16 protein-coding genes and 5 pseudogenes are annotated in these 20,899 nt (G+C 56.8%); 14 read left to right on the forward strand and 7 right to left on the reverse strand.

Annotation, left to right across the window (positions count from 1 at the left end; all coding sequences use genetic code 11):
- Window positions 1-91: 91 nt before the first annotated feature.
- The 6 genes and pseudogenes from ACGJAX_RS14210 to ACGJAX_RS14235 all read left to right on the forward strand — a co-directional run bounded on the left by ACGJAX_RS14210 (window position 92) and on the right by ACGJAX_RS14235 (window position 5,941).
- Window positions 92-2,086: a polysaccharide biosynthesis protein gene (locus ACGJAX_RS14210; protein ID WP_390959550.1), complete on the forward strand. Its 1,995-nt coding sequence runs from the start codon at window positions 92-94 to the stop codon at window positions 2,084-2,086.
- A 112-nt stretch (window positions 2,087-2,198) separates the two neighbouring features.
- Window positions 2,199-2,360 carry a hypothetical protein gene (locus tag ACGJAX_RS14215; RefSeq protein WP_390959552.1) on the forward strand — a complete coding sequence of 54 codons (162 nt, stop codon included), beginning with the start codon at window positions 2,199-2,201 and terminating at the stop codon, window positions 2,358-2,360.
- Between the two features lie 69 nt (window positions 2,361-2,429).
- On the forward strand, window positions 2,430-2,789 hold the full coding sequence (gene tnpB / locus ACGJAX_RS14220; RefSeq protein ID WP_390955637.1) for an IS66 family insertion sequence element accessory protein TnpB: 360 nt from the start codon (window positions 2,430-2,432) through the stop codon (window positions 2,787-2,789).
- Between the two features lie 16 nt (window positions 2,790-2,805).
- A pseudogene (gene tnpC, locus ACGJAX_RS14225) lies at window positions 2,806-4,348 on the forward strand (IS66 family transposase).
- Between the two features lie 1,199 nt (window positions 4,349-5,547).
- Window positions 5,548-5,652 (forward strand): annotated as a pseudogene (locus tag ACGJAX_RS14230) (ComEA family DNA-binding protein); the annotation flags it as partial.
- 100 nt (window positions 5,653-5,752) lie between these two features.
- Window positions 5,753-5,941, forward strand: coding sequence for a transposase (locus tag ACGJAX_RS14235; RefSeq protein WP_390959870.1), 189 nt, complete (start codon window positions 5,753-5,755; stop codon window positions 5,939-5,941).
- A gap of 47 nt (window positions 5,942-5,988) precedes the next feature.
- On the opposite strand, the pseudogene tnpC (ACGJAX_RS14240) reads toward ACGJAX_RS14235, so the two are convergent.
- From tnpC (ACGJAX_RS14240) to tnpA, 3 genes and pseudogenes are all read right to left on the reverse strand, one after another.
- Window positions 5,989-7,439: pseudogene (gene tnpC / locus ACGJAX_RS14240) on the reverse strand (IS66 family transposase); the annotation flags it as partial.
- Between the two features lie 49 nt (window positions 7,440-7,488).
- Window positions 7,489-7,824 (reverse strand): IS66 family insertion sequence element accessory protein TnpB, encoded by a 336-nt coding sequence (gene tnpB, locus ACGJAX_RS14245; protein ID WP_169840082.1) that lies wholly within the window; start codon window positions 7,822-7,824, stop codon window positions 7,489-7,491.
- Window positions 7,821-8,138 carry an IS66-like element accessory protein TnpA gene (gene tnpA, locus ACGJAX_RS14250; protein WP_123449890.1) on the reverse strand — a complete coding sequence of 106 codons (318 nt, stop codon included), beginning with the start codon at window positions 8,136-8,138 and terminating at the stop codon, window positions 7,821-7,823. The genes tnpB (ACGJAX_RS14245) and tnpA overlap by 4 nt, the downstream gene beginning before the upstream one ends.
- 289 nt (window positions 8,139-8,427) lie before the next feature.
- Between tnpA and tnpB (ACGJAX_RS14255) the strand changes: the two genes are divergently transcribed.
- Both tnpB (ACGJAX_RS14255) and tnpC (ACGJAX_RS14260) read left to right on the forward strand, forming a co-directional pair.
- Window positions 8,428-8,763 (forward strand): IS66 family insertion sequence element accessory protein TnpB, encoded by a 336-nt coding sequence (gene tnpB / locus ACGJAX_RS14255; RefSeq protein ID WP_034149241.1) that lies wholly within the window; start codon window positions 8,428-8,430, stop codon window positions 8,761-8,763.
- 81 nt (window positions 8,764-8,844) lie between these two features.
- A pseudogene (tnpC, locus tag ACGJAX_RS14260) lies at window positions 8,845-10,371 on the forward strand (IS66 family transposase).
- A gap of 572 nt (window positions 10,372-10,943) precedes the next feature.
- Here tnpC (ACGJAX_RS14260) and ACGJAX_RS14265 read toward each other — a convergent pair.
- On the reverse strand, window positions 10,944-12,035 hold the full coding sequence (locus ACGJAX_RS14265) for an IS630 family transposase (protein WP_390956644.1): 1,092 nt from the start codon (window positions 12,033-12,035) through the stop codon (window positions 10,944-10,946).
- A gap of 158 nt (window positions 12,036-12,193) precedes the next feature.
- Here ACGJAX_RS14265 and ACGJAX_RS14270 point away from each other — a divergent pair.
- The 4 genes and pseudogenes from ACGJAX_RS14270 to fabF form a co-directional block, all read left to right on the forward strand.
- Window positions 12,194-12,301 (forward strand): annotated as a pseudogene (locus ACGJAX_RS14270) (ComEA family DNA-binding protein); the annotation flags it as partial.
- A gap of 476 nt (window positions 12,302-12,777) precedes the next feature.
- Complete coding sequence (ltrA, locus tag ACGJAX_RS14275; RefSeq protein ID WP_390958414.1) at window positions 12,778-14,199, forward strand: group II intron reverse transcriptase/maturase; 1,422 nt, start codon at window positions 12,778-12,780, stop codon at window positions 14,197-14,199.
- 228 nt (window positions 14,200-14,427) lie between these two features.
- Window positions 14,428-15,222 (forward strand): SDR family oxidoreductase, encoded by a 795-nt coding sequence (locus ACGJAX_RS14280; RefSeq protein ID WP_090317954.1) that lies wholly within the window; start codon window positions 14,428-14,430, stop codon window positions 15,220-15,222.
- A 32-nt stretch (window positions 15,223-15,254) separates the two neighbouring features.
- Window positions 15,255-16,529 (forward strand): beta-ketoacyl-ACP synthase II, encoded by a 1,275-nt coding sequence (gene fabF / locus ACGJAX_RS14285; protein WP_390959554.1) that lies wholly within the window; start codon window positions 15,255-15,257, stop codon window positions 16,527-16,529.
- Here the strand turns inward: fabF and ACGJAX_RS14290 are convergent.
- Window positions 16,526-17,083 carry a TetR family transcriptional regulator gene (locus tag ACGJAX_RS14290; protein WP_390959556.1) on the reverse strand — a complete coding sequence of 186 codons (558 nt, stop codon included), beginning with the start codon at window positions 17,081-17,083 and terminating at the stop codon, window positions 16,526-16,528. The genes fabF and ACGJAX_RS14290 overlap by 4 nt on opposite strands.
- A gap of 174 nt (window positions 17,084-17,257) precedes the next feature.
- Here ACGJAX_RS14290 and ACGJAX_RS14295 point away from each other — a divergent pair, with 174 nt between their 5' ends.
- Both ACGJAX_RS14295 and ACGJAX_RS14300 read left to right on the forward strand, forming a co-directional pair.
- Entirely contained in the window at window positions 17,258-17,911 is a 654-nt protein-coding gene (locus tag ACGJAX_RS14295) for a GntR family transcriptional regulator (RefSeq protein ID WP_390959558.1), read from the forward strand.
- 15 nt (window positions 17,912-17,926) lie between these two features.
- The gene (locus tag ACGJAX_RS14300; RefSeq protein ID WP_390959560.1) at window positions 17,927-18,778 is read left to right on the forward strand and encodes a DUF1989 domain-containing protein; all 852 of its coding nucleotides are present in this window, start codon (window positions 17,927-17,929) and stop codon (window positions 18,776-18,778) included.
- A gap of 149 nt (window positions 18,779-18,927) precedes the next feature.
- Here the strand turns inward: ACGJAX_RS14300 and ACGJAX_RS14305 are convergent, their stop codons facing one another.
- Both ACGJAX_RS14305 and eat read right to left on the reverse strand, forming a co-directional pair.
- Complete coding sequence (locus ACGJAX_RS14305; RefSeq protein ID WP_390959562.1) at window positions 18,928-19,095, reverse strand: DUF2897 family protein; 168 nt, start codon at window positions 19,093-19,095, stop codon at window positions 18,928-18,930.
- A 124-nt stretch (window positions 19,096-19,219) separates the two neighbouring features.
- Entirely contained in the window at window positions 19,220-20,584 is a 1,365-nt protein-coding gene (gene eat, locus ACGJAX_RS14310) for an ethanolamine permease (protein ID WP_390959564.1), read from the reverse strand.
- Between the last annotated feature and the right edge of the window lie 315 nt (window positions 20,585-20,899).

Here is a 20,899-nt window from a genome sequence, read left to right on the forward strand (position 1 = left end):
GGCCGAAACGGATAGTGTCTTTTTGACTTTGGAGTCGAGGACACCAAGGCACTACTCAGTTTAAGTACAGTCGAGGTTTTACGAGGGAGTTATGGATAAAGCACGAGCATTCTTGCTAGGGCTATCGCGCAGGAAGAAGCGGCTGATCCAGGTCATCTGCGATGTTCTGCTGGTCTGGCTTGCACTATGGATGGCATTTGTTGTGCGTCTTGGCATCGATGACCTGATCAACCCGTTGGAAGGGCATCGCTGGCTGTTTATCAGTGCTCCGATAGTGGCCGTCCCCTTGTTTGTTCGCTTTGGTTTGTATCGTGCCGTCATGCGTTATTTCGGCAATGATGCGCTGATCGCTATCATCAAGGCTGTTAGCCTTTCTGCGCTCATACTCGCGGTCATCGTCTATGGGTACAGCAACCATCAGACGGTCGTTCCCCGTTCTGTTATTTTCAACTATTGGTGGCTTAGCCTAGTGATGATCGGCGGATTGCGCCTGGCAATGCGTCAATACTTTTTGGGTGACTGGTTCTCGGCCGCTCAGCATGTACCGTTCACCAGTAGGGATGACGGCTTGCCAAAAGTCGCCATTTACGGTGCAGGGTCTGCTGGCAATCAACTGGCTGTTGCACTGCGGATGGGGCGTCTGATGCGCCCGGTTGCATTCATTGATGATGACCGCAGCATCTCCAGCAGGGTTATTTCCGGGCTGCAGGTATACACCCCAAAGCATATACAGCAGTTGATAGACTCGACAGGTGCTCAGGAAATTTTATTGGCAGTACCTTCGGCATCCCGAGCTCGTCGTCGAGAAATACTCAAATTTCTCGAAGGTTTTCCGCTGCATGTGCGTACTGTTCCCGGCTTCATGGATTTGGCCAGTGGCCGGGTTAAAGTTGATGATATTCAGGAAGTGGATATTGCAGACTTGTTAGGGCGTGATACGGTGCCGGCACAGGAAGACTTGTTTTCCCGTTGTATTGAGGATCAATGCGTCCTGGTGACAGGGGCGGGAGGTTCGATCGGCTCAGAGCTTTGTCGCCAGATTCTGGGCGCTCGCCCGAAAACTCTTTTGCTGTTCGAGCATAGTGAATTTAATCTTTACAGCATTCTGTCCGAATTGGAGCAGCGAATCAGCCGCGAATCACTTTCGGTCAAGTTGCTGCCGATATTGGGATCTGTGCGTCATGAAGCGAAGCTTCTTGATATCATGAAAACCTGGCATGTCGATACGGTCTACCACGCTGCAGCCTACAAACACGTCCCAATGGTTGAGCACAACATAGCCGAAGGTGTTCTCAACAACGTAATCGGTACGCTCAACACCGCGCAGGCAGCGCTTCAAGCCAGGGTCTCCAATTTCGTTCTGATCTCTACCGACAAAGCCGTTCGCCCGACCAACGTCATGGGTAGCACCAAGCGTTTGGCCGAGATGATATTGCAAGCGCTCAGTCGCGAAGCTGCGCCGGTACTCTTTGGTGATGTCGGCAACATATCTCAAGTTAACAAGACTCGTTTTACCATGGTGCGGTTTGGCAACGTACTGGGGTCGTCAGGTTCGGTTATTCCTTTGTTTCACAATCAGATCAAGTCTGGCGGGCCATTGACGGTCACCCATCCGAAAATCACCCGGTATTTCATGACTATTCCCGAAGCGGCACAACTGGTGATCCAGGCTGGCTCAATGGGGCAAGGTGGCGATGTTTTCGTACTTGATATGGGGGAGCCGGTGAAGATTGTCGAACTGGCCGAAAAAATGATTCACCTTTCCGGGTTGAGCATTCGTTCGGATCGCAATCCTCATGGCGATATAGCGATTGAATTCAGCGGTTTGCGTCCTGGCGAGAAGTTGTATGAGGAACTACTGATTGGTGATGGCGTTGTCGCCACTTCCCATCCGATGATCATGAGTGCCAATGAGGATCACCTGCCTTGGGATGTGCTAAAAGTAAGGTTGAAAGATCTCTTGTGTGCTATCGAAAAGGACGACTACACACTCGTACGTCAACTCTTGCGTGACTCTGTTAGCGGTTATTCGCCAGACGGCGAGATCGTCGACTGGATCTACCAGCAACGTCGCCTCGAGCCCTGATTATTTCACATCCTGCAACGGACACATTTTTGACAGGCTCCTGACATCACCTAAGTTTGGGGGACAGCTTCGGAAAAGCTGTTTCCTCAAACGATGTCATGGAGTGTCATTTATGCGTACCGGCTATTTCTCCTCCCTCATTTTTGCCTTGCTAACCAGCGCCGCTATCAACGCAGTTGCGGCGCCGACTGTGAAACCGGAAACCAGTAATCCCGCTGCTGTTGCGACGATGTCTACCACCGCGCAGTCCGGCAAGATCGTATCCGCTCCATGAACCCCACATTCCAAGCGGATAGCTGACAGCTGATGCTGTGCTCCCGATTTCCATCAGGAGCCCGTCACCATGATGCGTCCCAATTCCAGCGTTGAAAAAGTGTACCTCTACCCAAAGCCGGTAGATTTTCGAAAATCCATCGATGGCCTGGCAGCGCTGGTCGAACTGGATATCAAGGTCGCGGTGTTCGACCCCGTGCTCTTTGTTTTTCTGAATCGCTACCGTAACCGCGTCAAAGTGTTGTACTGGGAGCGCAACGGCTTCTGCCTTTGGCTCAAGCGCCTGGAGTCCGAGCGTTTCAAAACTTCACCCGATGAGGTGGACGAGGCTATCGTGCTGACCGTCCAAGAACTGAACTGGCTACTGGATGGATTTGATCTCTGGCGCAACCGTCCGCATAAGGTTTTAACTCCAAGATTCGTCGCCTGACGGGTATAATCCGGGCATGAATTTGATGCCCGAAGACCTCCCTGATGACCCTGTTCTGCTCAAGCAAATGTTGCTTGAGGCGCTCAGTCGTCAGCAGGTAACTGCTGAGGCATACCAAACTCATATCTTCGATTTGAAAGAACAGATCAAACTGCTGCGCGACCGTTTGTTCGGTCGCAAATCCGAGCAGACCGTTGAACCCAATACCCCTCAACTGGCGTTGTTCAACGAGCCCGAAAGCGAGCCGATGTCTTCAATCGGCGACGCTGACGAAGAAGTTGTTGCTCCGACTTCGCGTCGTGGCAAGCGCAAGCCCCTGTCTGCTGATCTGCCGCGCATCGAAGTCATCCACGAACTTCCCGAGCACGAACTGACGTGTGCCTGTGGTTGCCGCAAGCATGTCGTCAGCGAAGAAACTAGCGAGCAGCTGGATATCGTGCCGATGCAAATCCGCGTGATCAAACACATCCGCAAAGTCTACGGGTGTCGTGGTTGTGAAGCGGCGCCGGTCACTGCTGACAAACCGGCTCAGTTAATCGAAAAGAGCATGGCCAGTCCGAGTGTCTTGGCGATGTTGTTGACCACTAAATACGTCGACGGCCTGCCGCTACACCGTTTCGAAACCGTGCTTGCCCGGCATGGTGTGGACATCCCTCGCCAAACCTTGGCGCGGTGGGTCATCCAGTGCGGCGAGCATTTGCAGCCGTTATTGAATCTAATGCGAGATCGGCTGCTGGAAAGTCGGGTCATCCACTGTGATGAAACTCGCGTCCAGGTACTTAAAGAACCGGATCGAGACCCAACCAGCCAATCCTGGATGTGGGTGCAAGCCAGCGGGTCGCCGGATCGCAAAGTTGTGTTGTTCGACTACACCTCCAGCCGTGCGCAGGAGGTTCCGTTGCGTCTGCTGGAAAGTTATCGCGGCTATGTGATGACCGATGATTACGCGGGCTATAACGCCTTGGCGTTGCAACCGGGGTTGAACGGCTGGCCTGCATGGCCCATGCGCGCCGCAAGTTTGTCGAGGCTCAGAAAGTGCAGCCGAAGGGCAAGACAGGACGTGCCGATATCGCCCTAACAATGATCAACAAGCTGTATGGCCTCGAGCGTGAGCTCAAGGACAGCGATGATGAACAGCGTTTAATCGGCCGTCAGCAAAAGAGCGTACCGATCCTGGCTCAGTTGAAAAGCTGGCTGGAGAAAACGCAGCCCCAAGTCACGCCACAAAGTGTGCTGGGTAAGGCTGTTAACTATCTTGCCAGCAACTGGAGCCGGCTGGAGCGGTACGTGGAAGCCGGTTTTTACCGATCGACAACAATACGGCCGAAAGAGCGATAAAACCGTTTGTTATCGGTCGCAAGGCGTGGCTGTTCAGCGACACGCCCAAAGGCGCCACCGCCAGTGCTCAGATCTACAGCCTGGTGGAGACCGCCAAAGTCAACGGCCAAGAGCCTTATACGTGGCTGCGCCACGTACTGGAGCAGTTACCACATGCGCAGTCGGTGGCGGATTATGAAGCGCTGCTGCCGTGGAACTGCTCGCCAGAGATACGACGTTAAGCCTGAACCCTACCATGGGGTGTATGGATCGTATCGTAGGCTAGGACCTTTCGACGTCCTTCGATGTACCGCCAAGTTCTCCAGGCACGTGATGAATCAGGTGGAGGATGCCGCCTCTCGTGATGGCAGACACACGAAACTGTTCCGCAAAGTTCTCGGACAGCTCAGCTATCTTCGGAAGGAGCCGAGCAGGCTTCCTCCGGCAACACCCTTCTTGGCAGTTTGGGTGCTTTGGGTGCGCTCTCTGCCCCGACCTGCACCGTCACCACTCCATATAAACCCGAGAACGCCCCGCACCACACTCACCCAACCCTTATAAGCACTCAACAAGCCCTGATCCGCACCTAAAAACGCCGCTTATTTCTCGACGACTTTCAACTGAAAGCACCGTAGACGCACCTACGCCACACCCTCTCAACCCGGATGCCCACCCTAACGCCCCGACACAAACCAGATCAGCACTCATATCGCACCGAGGGCGATATTGCCGTGGCGCACATGGACCCAATTCAGGTTCATTCACGCCTGCACCGGTCAAACCAGCATGGGGCTCCAGTTTCCTGGTCACGAAATGGGGGCCAAGCCAAAGCTAAAACATGGCCAATATAATTATGCGGAGCTTGATAAGACGCACAGCCGATTGGGATTTCAGAAACAAGGCCCGCGCGATGCCGGTATTGATCACTCGTGCAATATCGCGAGAACAAGTCGAGAGCATTTCGGCGCATAAATCCGCCCGCCTCACCCGATGGCGTGGCAAACCGATGGAGGGAGGCTGAAAACACACTCGAATCAGTGCCAAATTGGGGGGACGGAAACCAGTTAAAACACCGTCTAATGTAATTATACGAACTGACCTACGTGTCCCTCTGTTTTCCTGCTCTCCAGGGTGCAAGACGGGATGCCCGGACGAATACAAATTTTGGCAATTTTGTGCCACAAGTAGAGAAGTCGGGAGCATAGCTTCGGGCATCAGATGGCGGCTTGGAATGCGGGGTTCATGGAGCGGATACCATGGAGCGCTTACGAATATTTCGCCGCACTTGCTTTCACCGATCAAAAACGTACAAGCGGGGACAGTGGTGGATATCAAGCCACAAAAAATGAAGTAGCTGCGCCGCGAATGGCCTCCGCGCCAGCATGATTTGATTCCTCCCCGCCTTAGACGCCACCTGTTTGGATAGGTGGGGTTTATGGATCAGTTACGCAAGATCAATCTCAATGCTGCCGATGCTTCAACATTGCAAAAGGAACTGTCGGGGGTTGGTGAGGCGAAAGCCCAGGCGATTGTTGCTTATCGTGAGTAAGCGTCCGGCCAACACACCTTTCTGATCCCAACGCTTAGGGCGATGGTGGACACCTATTTAAGTGGACACCATTTTTAGCCTTATTAAGCGGATCGCCATGCGCCAACGACACTCTTACCCCAAACCTTTCAAAGCCCAAGTCGTTCAGGAATGTCTGCACGCTGGTGCGTCCATCGCAAGCGTCGCGCTGAGCCACGGGATCAATGCCAATCTCGTGCGTAAATGGATTCCGCTTTGTAAGCGTACGGGGAATACGCCTTGCGTAGATCAGCCAGGCATCCACTGATGCGGCAGTAGATGCTCGATCTCACTAGCTTTCTGCGTCGGCAATCACGTCAGTACCTCCTTGAGATACGCGTACGGATCATGCCCGTTCATGCGTGCCGACTGGATCAAACTCATGATCGCTGCCGCTCGTTTGCCACTGCGCAGAGACCCGGCGAACAACCAATTGGAGCGCCCAAGCGCCCATGGCGTGATCGTGTTCTCCACCGGGTTGTTGTCGATGGGGACGGCACCATCATCCAGGTAGCGCGTCAGCGCTACCCAGCGTTTCAAGCTGTAATCCAGAGCCTTGGCCGTGGCCGAGCCCTCGGGCACGAGGTCGCGCTGACCCAGCATCCACTCATGTAACTTCTGTGCAATGGGCGCCGCTATTTCTTGGCGTAATCGCCAGCGTTCTTCATCACTCATGTCTTTGGCCTGCCGTTCGACTTCGTACAGCCCGCCGATTGAGTGCAGCGCTTGTTCGGCCAACTGGCTTTTGTTCGCTACATGCAGGTCGAAGAACTTACGGCGGGCATGCGCCATGCAGCCGATTTCGGTGATGCCCAGGTCGAAGCTGGCCTTGTAACCCGCGAAGTCATCACAGACTAGCTTGCCGTTCCAGGTGCCCAGGAAGTTACGCGCATGTTCGCCGGCGCGGCTGGGGCTGAAGTCGTAGACCACCGCCTTGAGGGCCGAGAACGGCGTCGTGCAATAAGCCCAGACATAAGCTCGATGCGTTTTCTTCTCTCCGGGCGCTAGCATCTGCACCGGCGTTTCATCGGCATGCACGACTCGCTGAGCCAGCACCGCTTCGCGCAGTGCATCCACCAGCGGTTGTAGCTGTACGCCAGTTTGGCCCACCCACTGAGCCAGCGTTGAACGCGGGATCGCCAGGCCTGCACGGCCAAAGATCTTTTCTTGCCGGTACAGCGGCAGATGATCAGCGAATTTGGCTACCATCACATGCGCCAGCAGGCCTGCGGTCGGGATGCCCTTGTCGATCACCTGAGCCGGCACCGGTTGCTTGGATCAGTGTTTCGCACTGGCGGCAGGCCCACTTTCCACGTACATGCTGCTCAACGGTAAACACGCCAGGTGTGTAATCCAGCTTCTCGCTGACGTCTTCGCCGATGCGCTGAAGCTGGCACCCGCAGACACACTGGGTGTTCTCTGGCTCGTGACGAATGACGGTACGTGGGAACTGCGGCGGCAGCGGCGCGCGCTTGGGCTTTTGGCAGGTTTCGTCCGACGTTGGGGCGGGACGAAGCGCGTTCAGTTCTGCCTCGATAGCCTCAAGGTCGGTGTTGAGCAAGTCATCCAGCAAGCTGCCTTGCGCTGGGCTGATCTGCTCGCTGCGCTTGGCGAACTTGTGGCGCTTGAGGATGGCAATCTCGTGAGAGAGCTGCTCGATGATCGTCTCGTCACGATGGATTTTTCGGCCCATGGTGTCGACCTTCGACAGCAACTGCGCGCAGTTGTTCGGGTGTCATTTGGTCGAGATTGGGCGAGGAAGTCATGCCGTGGATTTTACCAAAGCGATCCACCTGCCACAGCTGAAAAGCAAGGCTAAATCACTGTGATTGCGCCGTTAGCGCCAACTCGCTGCCATGGCAAACCGAGCACCAGCGCTTGAAGTTGTTCAGCGTCGAGCCCGACTTCCAAGCCGCGATGAGTGCCAGGCCAGTGAAACTTGCCTTGGTTCAAACGCCTCGCGGCAAGCCAGATGCCCACGCCATCGTGCACCAGCACCTTCATCCGGTTGGCCCGGCGATTGGCGAACAGATAAGCGCAGTGCGGCTTCGCCGCACCGAACACAGCGACCACGCGGGCCAATGCAGTTTCGGTGCCGGCGCGCATGTCCATGGGCTCGGTGGCTAGCCAGATGGCGTCGATGCGTATCATTGCGAGAGGCTGCGAATAAAACGTGCGCAGCCGTCCGGGTCAGAGATGGGCCATTTGACCGTGATGGATTTGTCGCCCAGCGGCAGTGCGATGACCACGGCTTCATCAGCGTGCCGTTTAGGCATCGGTTGCAGCGGTACAAACGCGGGAAGTGGCGCGACGGGTTTATCACGGTAAATCGGGAGCCACTTGCGGATCACGTTGGCATTGATGCCGTGGCTGATGGCGACGCTGGAAACTGAGGCACCGGGTTTCAGGCATTCCTGCACGACCTGGGCCTTGAAGGGTTTGGGATAGGAGCTTCGTTGGCGCATGGAAATCCTGGCGATAAGGGTGATCGCGTCCGCTTAAAAATAGGCGGACACCATCGCCCTTAATTCCGGATTTCTGAAGGTGTGTTCGCTGGCCGCTTACTCCGCTTTATCGCAACGCGGACAGTAAAAACCTGCCCGCTTTTATCCCTTTGAAACTAGAACCCTGCGTTCATGATCGTCCCGAGCCATCGATCAGAATCGACGTGCCAAGCGAGCATGGGAGCCTCGTGGTGAACTGGCTCGTCAACGATCCCGAGGGATGTGCCCGATTCGTCCGGGGATTAATCTGATGATCCGCATCGATTCCATCTGGCTCGCCACCGAGCCGATGGACATGCGCGCGGGCACCGACACCGCGCTTGCACGGGTAGTGGCCGTGTTCGGTGCGGCGAAGCCGCACTGTGCTTATCTCTTCGCCAACCGCCGCGCCAATCGGATGAAAGTGCTGGTGCATGACGGCGTCGGCATCTGGCTGGCAGCACGTCGATTGCACCAGGGGCGCTTTTTCTGGCCGGGTGTCCGACACGGTTCAGAGCTTGAATTAGACGCCGAGCAACTTCAGGCCCTGATACTCGGATTACCGTGGCAAAGAGTCGGTGCCGGCGGCGTCATCACTGTGCTTTAAGTTCTGTCATGGCCAGCTCGCCAGCACAATTGTCCGATCAACCTATCGTCGCCTAATGCCTGCTCTGGCTAAATCAGCGGCATGACTTCTGCCCCGAATCTCGACCAACTGAACCCTGAACAACTGCGTGCTCTGGCCGCGCAGTTGATGCAGCGCGTCGAGACGATGGACAAATAAATCCACCATCACAAAACAGTCAACGAGAAACTGACCCATGAGATCGCGCTGCTCAAGCGCTTCAAGTTTGCCAAGCGCAGCGAACAACTAAGTCCTGCTCAAGCTAGCTTGCTCGATGACCTGATCGACACCGACATCGCGGCTATCGAAGCTGAACTTGAGGCACTGCAATCAACGCCGACTGCGGCCAAAGTGCGTCAGCAACCCAAGCGTGCGCCGCTGCCAGCGCAGTTTCCTCGTACGCTGATCCACCACGAACCGGACAACAGCCATTGCCAATGCGGCTGCGCCCTCAAGCGCATCGGTGAAGATGCCAGCGAAAAGCTCGACTACACCCCCGGCGTGTTTACCGTCGAACGCCATATCCGTGGGAAATGGGCCTGTGAGCAGTGCGAGACGTTGATCCAGGCACCGGTACCGGCGCATGTCATCGACAAAGGCATCCCTACGGCAGGCCTGCTGGCCCACGTTATGGTGGCCAAGTTTGCTGACCATCTGCCGCTGTATCGACAAGAGAAAATTTTCGGCCGAGCTGGTCTGGCGATCGCCCGTTCGACCTTGGCGCAATGGGTTGGCGCCTGCGGCGTGCAGCTACAGCCACTGGTGGATGCGCTGCGCGTAGCAGTGCTCGAGCATGGCGTGATCCACGCCGATGAAACGCCGGTACAGATGCTGACGCCGGGCGCCAAGAAGACCCACCGAGCCTACGTTTGGGCCTACGCAACCAGCCAGTTCGCCGACTTGGCGGCAGTCGTTTACGACTTCAGCCCGAGCCGCGCCGGCGAACACGCCCGAACCTTCCTGAACAACTGGCACGGCAAGCTGGTCTGCGACGACTTCGCCGGTTACAAGGCGAGCTTTGATCTGGGCGTCACGGAGATCGGCTGCATGGCCCATGCTCGCCGCAAGTTCTTCGACCTTCACGCGACCAACAAGAGCCAAGTCGCCGAAAAAGCGCTGCATTACATCGCCGCACTTTACGAAATAGAGCGTGAAGTAAAAGACCTAGAACCGGACATGCGGCACCGAATACGGCAGGAAAAAGCGGCTCCGATAATCGAGGCGCTACACGCCTGGATGATTGCCCAGCGCGAACTCGTACCCGAAGGGTCGGCCATCGCCAAAGCCCTGGATTACAGCCTCAAACGCTGGGTCGCGTTGATCCGATATCTCGAGGATGGCGCCGTGCCCATAGACAATAATTGGTGTGAAAATCAAATCCGGCCATGGGCACTTGGGCGCTCGAACTGGCTGTTCGCCGGGTCACTACGCAGCGGCAAACGTGCGGCTGCAATCATGAGCTTGATCCAGTCAGCACGGCTAAATGGACATGATCCGTACGCCTATCTGAAGGATGTTCTGACGCGGCTGCCCGCGCAGCGAGCGAGTGAGATTGAGGCGTTGTTACCACATCGGTGGCAACCGGTGTAATTACATCATGTCGCGTCGTGGAGCGTTTATGAATATTCCGGCGCATAGTCCCAAAATCATCCACAAAACATGGTTTTTCGTAGCATTGGTTGCAATGGGGTAGATCTACGCCACGTACCGCCCTTTAGCGCCCCGAAACACCCTATAAATCCCCTAGCCTCCCTGTATCCCCCCTCTCAAACACCCCATTTCCCCCCATTTAATCCGCGGGAACGGTAGTTACCCTGGAGATAGCGCCCCCTGATAACCCCCTATTTTCCCGAATAATCCCCGTAATACCCCATCACACCCTAATTATCCCTATATATCCCCGTAGCGCCCCCCCATTCTGCCCCTTCCAAATTCACTCGGGAGTTGTCGCTCCGCATTTGGTAGCAAAACTCGCAAAACTGATCCGAACTTATGAAAAATTGCGACGGAAGCCGGCCGCAAGCGATAGTCCCTGCTGTACCTGAAACCTCTTAAATCCGCGTCTAATGTAATTATACGGATCACCATTGTTTTTGAGGGTGGTCCTGTCACTACGGCCCCATCATCTTGCGCGCGTAACATCCCCCTAGTGTCCCGAGCGCTTAATTCATTAGCTTATTTTTCATCGCACTCAGCTTTGCCATATGTACTGAACTGATGATGGCCTCTGCTGTTTTGTTCCATTTGAACGGCTTTGCCGAATGCTCGTTGTGGGCAGTGATGAATTGGCGGATCGCAGCTTTCAGATCAGTGACGCTGGTGAAGACGCCTCGATACAGCGCCCGTCTCTCTAACTGCGAAAACCAGCCTTCTACGGCGTTCAGCCAAGACGCGCTGGTCGGTGTGAAATGCAGCTTGAAGCGGGGATGCTTTTCCAGCCAGGCCTTGATCGCAGCGGTTTTGTGGGTCGAACTGTTGTCCAGAATCACATGGAGATCCAGGTCAGCAGGCGTGTTGCTATCAATCTGGCGGAGAAAATCCAGGAATTCCTTGGCCCGGTGCCGCTGAGTGATCCGGCCCATCACTTCACCCGTCAGGATGTCGAACGCCGCGTACAAACTCGCCGTGCCATGGCGCTTGTAATCATGGGTTCTCCGCTCAATCTGCCCAGGCCGAAGTTGCAGCATTGGCTGAGTACGATCCAGTGCCTGGATCTGGGTTTTCTCGTCAACCGAAAGCACCATGGCGTTATCTGGAGGGCTCAGATAGAGCCCGACCACATCAATGACTTTTTCGGCGAAGTGCGGGTCATTGCTGATCTTGAAGGACTTCAGGCGGTGCGGCTTGAGATCGGAGGCAGCCCAGATTTGTCGAACCTGCCAAGTGGTAACGCGCGCGTATTTGGCCATCAACCGAACGCTCCAATGCGTTGCTTCCTTGGGAACCCGCTGAGTTGTCAGCGTCAGGATTTCTTTGACCTTTTCAGCACCCAGCTTCAAAGGCTGACCGCTACGCGGCAGGTCGCTCAGGCCCTCAATCCCCGATTCCAGATAGCGTTTTCGCCACTTGAATACCGTCGGAGAGGTGATCTGTAACTGAGCACAGATGGTCAGGGGTGTTACACCCTCAGCGAGCAAAAGGAGTATCCGCGCCCGCTGACCGAGGCTTTGCTCCAAAGTACCCATGCGCAACCAACCTTGAAGAGTGATGACGTCGGCGGGTTGCAGTGCGAAAGGAGCAACTGGTCGAGGCATGCGTGGAACCGTCTGGAAGCGAGGGGCACACAGTATATCTTTATGCGTTAACAAGCGAACTAACCGCTCACGATACTAGAAGTGGCGATAGTTAAAGGAAGCTATCAGTTGTTGCGCCATTTCCGACTTCGGGCCAGATGCCTTTGCCGGACGCTTACTATCGTGATATCAATGGCCCGTTCGCTTCCGTGGACGAGTTGCTCGAAGTGAAGGGGATCGGCAAGGCGATTCTGGATCGCAACCGCGATAAGCTGGAAGTGAACTAAGCTGAATATTCAACGCCAAGGGGCCGGTCATTGACCGGCCCTTTTTCATGTGCGCCAGGCATGGCGCGTTGCGCGTAAGCGCAACCAGCTTGGCTGTGGTGGCCAGGGTGGTGACTTGGAGGTGCAAGTCCTCTACACACCCGGCAAGGGGAAGTGTTAGCCAGAGGCAAGGGTGTCGCGGGTGACTGCGAATCTGAAGGAAGCCCGAGGCAAATTGCTGGCCTGACGAACAGGAAGCGGATAGAGGCGGCGCAGCGGGGTAAGGGGGCATGTTTCCTCAAAGCCCAATACTTGCACGGGACGCTGCGACGTAGATCCGACAGGCATAAGCAGGAAGGTCGCGCGAATTACCCTGGGAGATCTGCACGCTTGCCATTGTGCTACCGAGCGTCGAGAGGCGACGGGATGAGCGTGCAGAAGTCAGCCGAAGCCGTAGTAAGTGACGAATAACCCCGTCACCAAGGGCTGAACAGGTTATGCCGCCAGTAGGCGTCGAGGTCTCGTTGAATACCGAAATGCAGAAATTTCTCCCAGAGAAGACTGTTACTCCGAGTCCCGGACAGAATCCGAGGATGACGGCTGACAGCGCACAGGTATCAGCGGCGTCTGTGACGTGGACGAACGCGGAGCCGGACACGCTGATGGAGCGGGTGCTTGCACCGACCAACCTCAAGCGTGCGTATCACCGCGTGGTCAGCAACAAGGGTGCACCGGGTGCCGATGGCATGACGGTCGACGAATTGGCAGGCTACGTTAAACAGTATTGGCCGATCCTCAAGACTCGGCTGCTGGCTGGCGAGTATCACCCGCAAGGTGTGCGCGCCGTAAACATCCCCAAACCCAAAGGCGGAACAAGGCAGTTGGGCATTCCCTGCGTCGTGGACCGCCTGATCCAGCAGGCTTTGCTGCAACAACTCACGCCGATCTTCGAACCTCTGTTTTCGGACTACAGCTACGGTTTTCGTCCGGGCAGAAGCGCTCATCAAGCCATCGAAACCGCACGCTGCCATGTGGCGGCGGGACACCGCTGGTGTGTGGAACTTGATCTTGAAAAGTTCTTTGATCGAGTTAACCACGACGTTTTGATGGCCCATATAGAGCGTCAAGTCGACGACAAACGAGTGCTCAGGCTGATCCGCCGTTACCTCGAGGCCGGGATCATGTCGGGAGGTATCGCTAGCCGACGGCAAGAAGGGACGCCGCAAGGCGGCCCACTCTCGCCGTTGCTGTCGAATATCCTGCTCAACGAACTCGACCGCGAGCTGGAACGACGGGGTCATCGCTTCGTGCGCTATGCCGACGATGCGAACATCTATGTGCGTAGTTGCCGTGCGGGCGAACGAGTGATGGCTAGAGCTGAGCGCTTCCTGAGCCAGCGTCTGAAACTGACGCTAAACCGGGAAAAGAGCCGCGTGGCACGGCCTTGGATCTGTGACTATCTGGGCTATGGGGTGAGCTGGCATCAGGAGCCGAGACTGAGGGTGGCGTCGATGAACCTGGGTCGCTTGCGCGACAGGATCAGAGGCCTGCTGCGCAGCGCGCGGGGCCACAAGATGGCAAATGTCATTGAGCGGATCAACCCTGTGCTGCGTGGCTGGGCAGGCTACTTCAAGCTAAGTCAGAGCAAACGGCCACTTGAGGAAATTGATGGGTGGGTGCGTCGCAAGCTTCGCTGCTTGTTCTGGCGTCAATGGAAGCAGCCCTCAACGAGGGCGCGCAATTTGATGCGCTTGGGTCTTAGCGAACCACGCGCCTGTAAATCAGCCTTCAATGGTCGCGGTCCATGGTGGAGTTCGGGGGCGTCTCATATGAATCAGGCGTTGCCGAAGAAGCTGTGGGACGAACTTGGGCTAGTCTCGGTACTGGACACGATGAACCGACTTAACCGCATAGCTTGAACCGCCGTATACGGATCCGTACGTACGGTGGTGTGAGAGGACGGCGGATGTAAATCCGCCTCCTACTCGATTCTGGCGCGTACCGGGAGGTGGTGCCTTTCGTCGATGCATTTAAAATTACACCTATCATTTATTATTGGAATTATGAGTATAATAAAATCTGTTCTAGTCGAGACGCTTTGACAATTCAAGCGCTCACCCTTCCTCTGCATTCCCAGGAGCTCTGTCATGAATTCTGTCCAGTCCCAAGGTACGGCCCTTGTCACCGGTGCCTCCTCCGGTATCGGCGCTGTTTACGCACAACGCCTCGCATCCCGCGGTTTCGATTTATTGCTGGTGGCTCGCGACCAGCAGCGGCTGGACGAAGCGGCGAGCAAGCTGCGCGCCGAGTATGGTGTGCAAGTCGAGGTGCTCAAGGCAGATCTGACGCAACGGGATGATGTGCTGAAACTCGAACAGCGTCTGCGCAGCGATTCGAGTATCAGTCTGTTGCTCAATAACGCCGGTGTGGCGACAGACGGTTTGCTGGCCAATGCCGATACCGATGAGCTAGAGCGATTGATCCAGTTGAACGTTACGACCGTCACACGTTTGGCATCGGCAGCGGCCGCCAGTTTTACCAAGGCGGGGCGAGGAACGATCATCAACATCGCTTCGGTAGTGGCGTTGTTTCCCGAGCGTTTCAATGCGACCTACAGCGCCAGCAAGGCGTACGTTTTAAGCCTGACCCAGTCACTGAATGCCGAGCTCGATGGCACCGGGGTCAAGGTCCAGGCCGTGTTGCCGGGTGTCACGCGTACCGAGATCTGGGAACGTTCCGGTATCGATGCGACGCAGATTCCCGCTGATATGGTCATGGAAGCTGGAGAGATGGTCGATGCGGCGTTGTCGGGTCTGGATCAGGGGGAATTGATCACCATTCCTTCCTTGCCGAACCTCTCCGAGTGGGAGTCCTATGTAGCGGCGCGTCATGCGATGGCGCCGAATTTGTCCAGAAGCCAGGCCGCCACGCGTTATAAATGACGTGTCAGGCATCGGCATGAGGTGTTCGCAGAATGAGTAATCGTCGAGTGGTTGTAACAGGCATGGGCCTGGTGTCTCCGCTGGGTAGTGGAGTCGAAGCTGTCTGGGCGCGTTTGTTGGCGGGGCAGTCCGGCTTGCGAAATTTGCCGGATGAGGTCGTTGCTGATCTGCCAGCCAAAGTCGGCGGCGTGGTGCCGACGCTGGCGGACGATCCTGAGGCCGGTTTTGATCCAGACCGGGCGACGTCCCCCAAAGAGCAGAAAAAGATGGATCGTTTCATTCTTTTCGCCATGGAGGCGGCTCGGCAGGCGATTGAGCAGGCCGGTTGGCAGGCGCTAACCGATACTGCCCAGGAGCGCACGGCAACCATCATCGGGTCCGGCATCGGTGGTTTCGGTGCGATTGCCGATGCGGTGCGTACCACGGACAGCCGTGGTCCGCGACGTTTGTCTCCGTTCACTATCCCGTCGTTTCTGGTCAATCTGGCGGCCGGACATGTATCTATCCAGCATTGTTTCAAGGGGCCTTTAGGTGCGCCGGTGACAGCCTGTGCGGCTGGGGTTCAGGCAATTGGGGATGCGGCGCGGCTGATTCGAACCGGCGAGGCGGACATCGCGGTATGCGGTGGTGCGGAGGCGGCGATCGATCGCGTCAGTCTGGCCGGGTTCGCCGCTGCTCGCGCCTTGTCCAGCGGCTACAACGACACCCCGCAGCGCGCTTCACGGCCGTTCGACAGCGGACGCGACGGCTTTGTCATGGGCGAAGGTGCCGGTCTGCTAGTCATTGAGTCACTCGAGCATGCCTTGGCACGGGGTGCTCAACCATTGGCGGAGTTGGTTGGTTATGGCACCAGTGCAGACGCCTATCACCTCACCGCTGGGCCTGAGGATGGCAGTGGTGCACGCCGGGCCATGGCGCTGGCATTGGCGCAAGCCGGGGTAGCGCCAGAACAGGTTCAACACTTGAATGCCCACGCGACCTCGACGCCGGTTGGCGATTTGGGGGAACTGGCGGCGATCAAGGCGTTGTTTGGCACGGATAACAAGATCGCCGTGACATCGACCAAATCGGCGATCGGGCATTTGCTCGGCGCCGCAGGCGGGGTCGAAGCGATATTTACGCTGCTGGCGATCAGGGACCAAATCGTACCGGCAACCCTGAACCTCGAAAATCCCGACCCGGCCGCCGAAGGCGTGGACATCGTCCACGGCCAGGCTCGGCCAATGGTCATCGAGTATGCGCTGTCCAATGGTTTCGGCTTCGGCGGCGTCAATGCCAGCGTGCTGTTCAAGCGCTGGGACGGCTAGCCTTGCGCTCGCTTCAGCGACTTGCGGGTGACGTCGAGAATCTGCCGGGCCAGCTCGGCGTTCTCGACGTTACGCGAAAGCAGCAATGCCCCCACCAGCGTGGACATGATGACAATGCTGCGTTCTGCAGTGTCTTCGCCATCAAGGGTGTCGTGGATTTGTCGAAGTCGTGCATTGAGCACTGCATCTGAAGTCGGACTCGGCTGCCCGCGCATGCCGAGTTCCGATGACATCGTTGGCAATGGGCAGCCTTCATGGGGCGAAGTCTGGTGCCATTGCGAGAGGTAGGCATCGATGAAGGCCTCTAGCGGTCGATCCTGGGCGAACAACTCGGTGCACACGACATCAACCTCGTCGCCTGCCGCCTGCAGTGCCTTTTCCACCAATTCATCCTTGGACTTGAAGTGCGAATAGAAGCCACCGTGAGTCAAGCCCAGCGCTTTCATCAGAGGTTGCAGGCCGGTCGCGCCGATTCCGTCACGGCGAAAGCGCACGGAAGCTTCCTTGATGATGCGTTGGTGGGTCTGGGCTTTATGGTCCTGCGAGTAACGCATCTGATATCTCCACATCAATGCGCCATATTAACCAATGAAAATTGCATGGTGACTGTACTTCTATTTCTAAAAAGCATGCAGTTGCGTCTCGCTTGTTGGAAGGTGAACAAGTACTGGCACGAATAATGGTTACTCAATGGCTAAGGATTGTTGAACAATTGCGAGGCGTTGAGCATGAACAGCGGACTGTCACTGGCCGATCACATTACCCTGGAGTTGCGCGCCGACATTATCGGTGGACGCTTGCTGCCTGGCATGGCACTGGTGGAAAACAACCTGGTGTCTGCCTACAACGCCTCGCGCAACACGATCCGTGAAGCCTTGCACCGCCTAGGCCAGGAAGGCTTGACGCGGTACGTACGCAACAAAGGTGTGATGGTGCGCAGGTTGGGCTGTGAGGATGTGAGGGACCTGTTCAAGGTCCGGCGCACGCTGGAACTGCAAGCCATCAGCGCCAGTCGCCCCCTGCGCGACTATCAGTCCGACCGGATGCTCGAGGCCCTGGAAGCCACGGAGTTGGCGCGGGAGCGCGAGGACTGGCGCGCCGTCGGCACCCACAGCCTGCAATTTCATCAACACATAGTCGGGTTGCTGCGCAGCCCGCTGTTCGATGAGTTCTTTACCAATGTCGTCGCGCAATTGCGCCTGGTGTTTTGTACCGCGCCTGATCAGTCCCGCTTTCAAGCGCCGTGGCTGGCCCGTGACCGGCAGATCCATGAATTTCTGGCCGAAGGCGACAAGCGCGCGGCCGAGGAGGCCATGGGCCTGTATCTCGACGACTCCGAACACCTGTTGCTGCAAATGCTTAGCCCTTCTTCCCATCACTGATCGAGGATTCGTGCCATGTACAAAAACTATCCGGCGGCCTATCAAGTCAGCAAAGGCTCGGCCTTGCAGGTGGATAAAGCCTTTTATGAGCGGGTGCGCGATGCGAAGGACGGACGAACGCTCGTCGAGTCGTTCGAAGTGCCGATTCGCACCGGTCGCGCCTGGAAAGTCCCGGCCGGCCATGTGTTTCGTGTGACGACGCCGGTCGGGCCGCAAGTGGGTGACTTCAACGTCTGGAATGCCAATGATCCGCGCGAACGGTTGTGGGCGTCGCGCACCCGGCAACTACAAGGCGCACACGTCAGCACCCATGACCGGCTCTGGTCGAACCTGCCTTTTTTGCGGCCCTTGGTGACCATCACCGATGACAGCCTGGCGGGCTACGGGATCGATGAGCATGGCGGTCGCCTGCACGATTTGCTCGGCACCCGTTGCGATCCTTATGTGAACAAAATGCTCACCGGCGAAGATTTTCACCATCACTGTCACTCCAACCTGACCCGCGCCGTGCTGCCCCATGGCCTGACCGAATTCGATGTGCATGACGTGCTGAATATTTTCCAGTGCACGGGGCTGAACCACGACGACATGTACTTCATGAAAGCGTGTCCGGCCAAGAAGGGCGATTACCTGGAGTTTTTCGCCGAGATCGACCTGCTGTGCGCACTGTCGACCTGCCCGGGCGGCGATCTGTCGCTGGCGATGTGGGGGCCGGATGCGCAAGACCCGCTGAGCGTTTGTCGTCCTTTGGGAGTGGAGATTTATCGGTTGGAAGATTCGTTGCTGGAGGGTTGGAGCCAACCAGAACGTGCCGCGTACAAAGGCATGCACGGCTTGCACATTGCCAAGGCTGAGTGGGAAAAATAGCCCCGCACCCTGTAGGAGCGAGCTTGCTCGCGATGGACTCAAGAACGGCCGCGTTTAGCCTGCAAACACGCGTCATCGTTAACGACCATCGCGAGCAAGCTCGCTCCTACCCGATGAAAAACAAACCCCGCGGATACAGCAGGTTTTGTTCAGCGGTCCTGCGCATCCTTGGCGTCCGCTTCCGCGTTACGTTCGGCTACGCGTCGACGTTGCTCTTCGGTCAGATCAATCTTGGTGGCGGTGTCACGCAACATCATCAAACCGCCAACGATGGAGCCGATGGCTACGATCAGAATCAACCAGGCATACCAAGGCATAAGGCTCTCCTTAAGGGCACGCCGATCGGCGGGTTTCGTCAATCGATCGTGCATACCACTTTGAGCGATTTGTTTTCGCACTGGTTCCATTCTATGCCTGATATGACATCAGCACGCCTACTGTTTAAAGCCCGGTCAGCATGGCATCTGCCGGCGCATCGGCACGCGATTGCGCGGTGAGCATGAAGTACACGAAACCGGCCACCATGAAGGCCAGGAAAATCAGGCCGATCAGTGTGTTGAACCAGGCCATCGCCACCAGGCAAACCACGGCGAGCACTAATGCAATGAAGGGCACCAGTGGATAGCAGGGCGCGCGGAAGCTGCGCTCCAGGTTCGGCTCGGTTTTGCGCAGTTTGAACAGGCTGAGCATGCTCATGATGTACATCACGATGGCGCCGAACACGGCCATGGTGATCATCGCAGCAGTCAGGGTCATGCCGCCAAGGTTGATCAAACCATCGCTGTAGATCGCCGCAATGCCGATCACGCCGCCGGTAATGATCGCCCGGTGTGGCGTCTGAAAACGCGACAGTTTAGCCAGCGAGGCCGGCAGGTAACCGGCGCGGGCCAATGCGAAAAATTGCCGCGAGTAGCCAAGGATAATCCCGTGGAAACTCGCCACCAGCCCGAACAGTCCAATCCAGACCAGCATGTGCAACCAGCCCGAGCTTTCGCCCACTACGGTTTTCATCGCCTGTGGCAACGGGTCATTGATGTTTGACAGGGTGCGCCAGTCGCCGACGCCACCAGCAAAGAACATCACGCCCATTGCCAGCAGCACCAGGGTCAGGATGCCGCTGATATAAGCCTTGGGGATCGTCCGTTTCGGGTCTTTGGCTTCTTCGGCAGCCATGGCCGCCCCTTCGATGGCCAGGAAGAACCAGATTGCGAAAGGAATCGCTGCGAACATTCCGGCAATCGCCGGTGCGCCGAACACATCGGAGCCGGCCCAGCCATTGAGGGCGAAGTTGCTGAAACTGAACGCCGGCGCAACCACGCCCATGAATACCAGCAACTCGGCGACCGCCAATACGCAGACCAACAGTTCGAAGGTTGCAGCGAGTTTCACCCCGAGGATGTTCAGGCCCATGAACACGATGTAGGCGCCGACTGCCGCGTGTTTCGGGTCGAGGGCGGGAAATTGCACGTTGAGGTAGGCGCCAATGGCCAGTGCGATGGCCGGCGGGGCGAAGACGAACTCGATCAGCGTCGCCAGCCCTGCGATCAATCCGCCTTTCTCGCCAAAGGCTCGGCGACTGTAGGCAAACGGGCCACCGGCATGGGGAATCGCCGTGGTCAACTCGGTGAAACTGAAAATGAAGCAGGTGTACATGGTGGCGACCATGAATGAGGTCACCAGAAAACCCAACGTCCCGGCCACGCCCCAGCCATAACTCCAGCCGAAATACTCGCCGGAAATCACCAGCCCGACCGCAATGCCCCACAGGTGCAGGGTGCCCAGCGTGGGTTTGAGTTGTGTGTTCATGCGTTTTCTCCCTGAACGGTTTGGACAGCTCGGGGAGGGCGTGTGCAGTGGGCGTGCCATTTGGCGAATTTGGGTCGTAAAGCATGGAAAGCTGTCGTATCGGGGATATCAGGCGCCTGGATGGGTGATTTTTGGTGCGCTACTGGAGGGCATTACTTTTTAGCTTGCCGTCTTCGCGGGCAAGTCGCTCCACGATTTGGCAGATCGCAGATCATTGCGGTCTACGAGGCCGCTTTTGAGAAGGAGCAAGCAGTGCAAGGAAACCTGATCAGATCCCTGCTAAAGCTCAAGGGTTCTAGCGATCTGACCAGGAGG

It is taken from the genome of Pseudomonas moorei (assembly GCF_042846945.1).
Taxonomy (GTDB): Bacteria; Pseudomonadota; Gammaproteobacteria; order Pseudomonadales; family Pseudomonadaceae; genus Aquipseudomonas; species Aquipseudomonas moorei.

Excerpts from the sequence above, each read along its gene's own strand:
- ACGJAX_RS14210 (WP_390959550.1), top strand. The coding sequence starts at position 92 with ATGGATAAAGCACGAGCATTCTTGCTAGGGCTATCGCGCAGGAAGAAG.
- ACGJAX_RS14215 (WP_390959552.1), top strand. The coding sequence starts at position 2,199 with ATGCGTACCGGCTATTTCTCCTCCCTCATTTTTGCCTTGCTAACCAGC.
- tnpB (WP_390955637.1), top strand. The coding sequence starts at position 2,430 with ATGATGCGTCCCAATTCCAGCGTTGAAAAAGTGTACCTCTACCCAAAG.
- ACGJAX_RS14235 (WP_390959870.1), top strand. The coding sequence starts at position 5,753 with ATGCGCCAACGACACTCTTACCCCAAACCTTTCAAAGCCCAAGTCGTT.
- tnpB (WP_169840082.1), bottom strand. The coding sequence starts at position 7,824 with ATGATACGCATCGACGCCATCTGGCTAGCCACCGAGCCCATGGACATG.
- tnpA (WP_123449890.1), bottom strand. The coding sequence starts at position 8,138 with ATGCGCCAACGAAGCTCCTATCCCAAACCCTTCAAGGCCCAGGTCGTG.
- tnpB (WP_034149241.1), top strand. The coding sequence starts at position 8,428 with ATGATCCGCATCGATTCCATCTGGCTCGCCACCGAGCCGATGGACATG.
- ACGJAX_RS14265 (WP_390956644.1), bottom strand. The coding sequence starts at position 12,035 with ATGCCTCGACCAGTTGCTCCTTTCGCACTGCAACCCGCCGACGTCATC.
- ltrA (WP_390958414.1), top strand. The coding sequence starts at position 12,778 with ATGCCGCCAGTAGGCGTCGAGGTCTCGTTGAATACCGAAATGCAGAAA.
- ACGJAX_RS14280 (WP_090317954.1), top strand. The coding sequence starts at position 14,428 with ATGAATTCTGTCCAGTCCCAAGGTACGGCCCTTGTCACCGGTGCCTCC.
- fabF (WP_390959554.1), top strand. The coding sequence starts at position 15,255 with ATGAGTAATCGTCGAGTGGTTGTAACAGGCATGGGCCTGGTGTCTCCG.
- ACGJAX_RS14290 (WP_390959556.1), bottom strand. The coding sequence starts at position 17,083 with ATGCGTTACTCGCAGGACCATAAAGCCCAGACCCACCAACGCATCATC.
- ACGJAX_RS14295 (WP_390959558.1), top strand. The coding sequence starts at position 17,258 with ATGAACAGCGGACTGTCACTGGCCGATCACATTACCCTGGAGTTGCGC.
- ACGJAX_RS14300 (WP_390959560.1), top strand. The coding sequence starts at position 17,927 with ATGTACAAAAACTATCCGGCGGCCTATCAAGTCAGCAAAGGCTCGGCC.
- ACGJAX_RS14305 (WP_390959562.1), bottom strand. The coding sequence starts at position 19,095 with ATGCCTTGGTATGCCTGGTTGATTCTGATCGTAGCCATCGGCTCCATC.
- eat (WP_390959564.1), bottom strand. The coding sequence starts at position 20,584 with ATGAACACACAACTCAAACCCACGCTGGGCACCCTGCACCTGTGGGGC.